At 68.7% G+C, this 2,403-nt stretch carries 2 protein-coding genes; both read right to left on the reverse strand.

The genetic code is table 11. The features are described 5' to 3' along the window. Positions 1-842, reverse strand: an 842-nt coding sequence (locus AU194_RS29685) for a polyketide synthase (protein ID WP_197417778.1), incomplete at its 3' end; no start/stop codon positions are given. 5 nt (positions 843-847) lie between these two features. After that, positions 848-2,403, reverse strand: a 1,556-nt coding sequence (locus AU194_RS29690) for an acyltransferase domain-containing protein (protein WP_157576597.1), incomplete at its 5' end; no start/stop codon positions are given.

Below are 2,403 nucleotides of genomic sequence, written 5' to 3' on the forward strand. Positions count from 1 at the left end.
ACGACCACACCGCAACCCTCACTGCGCACATACCCGTCAGCGCCGGCGTCGAAGGTCTTGCACCGTCCGTCCGGGGCCAGCATCCCCCACCGCGACAGCGCGACATTGGCTTCCGCCTTGAGCATGAGGTTGACGCCTGCGGCCAGTGCGGTGTCGCTCTCCCGGCGGCGCAGGCTCTGGCACGCCAGATGCACCGACACCAACGACGACGAACACGCCGTGTCCACCACCACCGCCGGACCCCGCAACCCGAGGAAGTACGACAACCGACCCGCCGCGAAATTCGCCGCGTTCCCGAACGGCACGTATGCGTCGTACTCTTCGCGGCTGAGGCTGTCGGAGAGTTTGAGCATGTAGTCGTATGCGGTCAGGCCGACGAAGACGGACGTCTGGGATCCGCGGAGACGGTCCGGGAGGATGCCGGCGTGTTCGATTGCCTCCCAGGCGACTTCGAGCAGCAGGCGCTGCTGGGGGTCCATCGCGGCGGCTTCGCGCGGAGAGATCCCGAAGAACTCGGCGTCGAACTCATCGGGCTCCCACCCGGTCAGGAACCCGCCCTCGCGGGTGCAGATCGTCCCCGGCTCCGAGATGTCGGCGCTGTAGTACTCGTCGGCGTCCCACCGCTGCGACGGCACCCGCACGATCCCGCTGCGCCCTTCGCGCAACAGATCCCAGAACCGGTCGGGGTCACTCGCCCCGCCCGGGAGCCGGCACCCCATCCCGACGACCGCGATGGGTTCGGTCTCTCCTTGTTCGGCGACCGCCAACCGCGCCGTCAGATCGTCGATCTTGCGCAACGCCTCAGTGATGATCGCACGGCGATCCGGCGACACAGCAGTCATGGAACTCAGCTCACCTTCTCCACGAGAGGCACCTCGGCGAGGTCCTGGAGCGATTCGGGGTCGATCTCCCCCAGCACGACCAGGTGGTCGGCGAGGGTCTCGACGCTGGGGTTGTCGAACAACACGGGCGGCGGGACGTCGACGCCTAGGGTCGACAGCAGCGCCCGTTGCAGCACCACGCTCATCATCGAATCCATACCGAGTTCGAAGACGTCGGCGGTCGGGTCGAGCGACTCCGGGGAGGGCAGTCCCATCACCGCCGCGATCAGCACGCTGACGTGGTGCTGCAGCAGGGTCCTGCGACGGTCCGCGGGATAGGTGCGCCAGATGTCGAGGATGTCGCCGTTGGGCAGCGCGTCATCGTCGGCGGTGGACTCGACGGCAGCGGTTTCGACGGTCACCAGACCACCCCAGAACGCGGCGTGGTCGCGGGCGAGGCCGGTGGCGATTCCGCTGATGACCGCCGATGCGGTGTCCGTCGGTGGGAGTGCGATGTGCAGTTTCGGCGGGGTGGCCATCGCGGTGAGCACCGATGTGAGCCGGCGGATGCCACTGAACAGCCGGTAACCGGAATCGGCGTCGATGCCGTCCGCCGAGAGTTCGGGAGCGAACAACACGTTCTGCACAGCGGTGAGCGCTTCGAGAAGGCTTGTGCTGGAGACGTCCTCGTCGAGTCCGTCGTCGAACACCAGCCACGTACCGTCGGCGAGGTCCGTGGCGGACAACGCCGCCACCTCGTCACGCGACGTGCGCGGTGCCGGCGCGGGTGCCGTCGCACCGACGGTGAGCCAGTGGCTCTTGTGGTGCCACGGGGTGGTGGGCAGCGGGACATGCGGCTCGGCCGGATGCGGTGTGGCAGGCGGTTGAGCGGTGTGGGTGGTGTTGAGGTTGGTGTGGAAGGTGACGGTGTCGTCGGTGTCGCGGGCCAGCGTCCCGACCGCGTGGTGATGCGTGTCGCCGAGTGTGGCGGAGACCGCGCGACTCAGGATCGGGTGCGGGCTGATCTCGACGAAGGTGGTGTGGCCTGCGGCCGCGGCGGCGGTCACCGCCTGGTGCAGTCGGACGGGGCGGCGCACGTTGTTGGCCCAGTAGTCGGCGTCGAAGCGGGGCGCCTCGGTGTCGACGGTGGAGATGAACGGGATCGACGGGGTCTGCGGTGTGAGATCGGCCAGCGCCGAACGCAGTTCGTCGAGGATCGGGTCCATCAGCGCGGTGTGGGAAGCGACCTCCATGTTGACCCGCCGCGCGAATCTTCCGGTCGCGGTGGCCGATTCGATGATGGCGTCGACGGCCTGCGGCGGGCCGGCCACCACCGTCTGTGACGGTGCCACGAAGCCTGCGATCTCCACGTGGGGGTGCGAGGCGATGAAGGCCTCGGCGCCGGGCGCGTCGAGTTCGAGCAGTGCCACCGCGCCCTGACCCGCCAGCCGGGACATCAGCCGGGAACGAATGGCGATGACGCGCAGACCCTCGCGCACCGACAACGCACCGGCGACGACGGCGGCGGTGACCTCACCCATCGAGTGCCCGATCACCGCGTCCGGGGTCACCCCGTAGGAGC

It is taken from the genome of Mycobacterium sp. GA-2829 (genome assembly GCF_001499965.1).
Lineage (GTDB): Bacteria > Actinomycetota > Actinomycetes > Mycobacteriales > Mycobacteriaceae > Mycobacterium.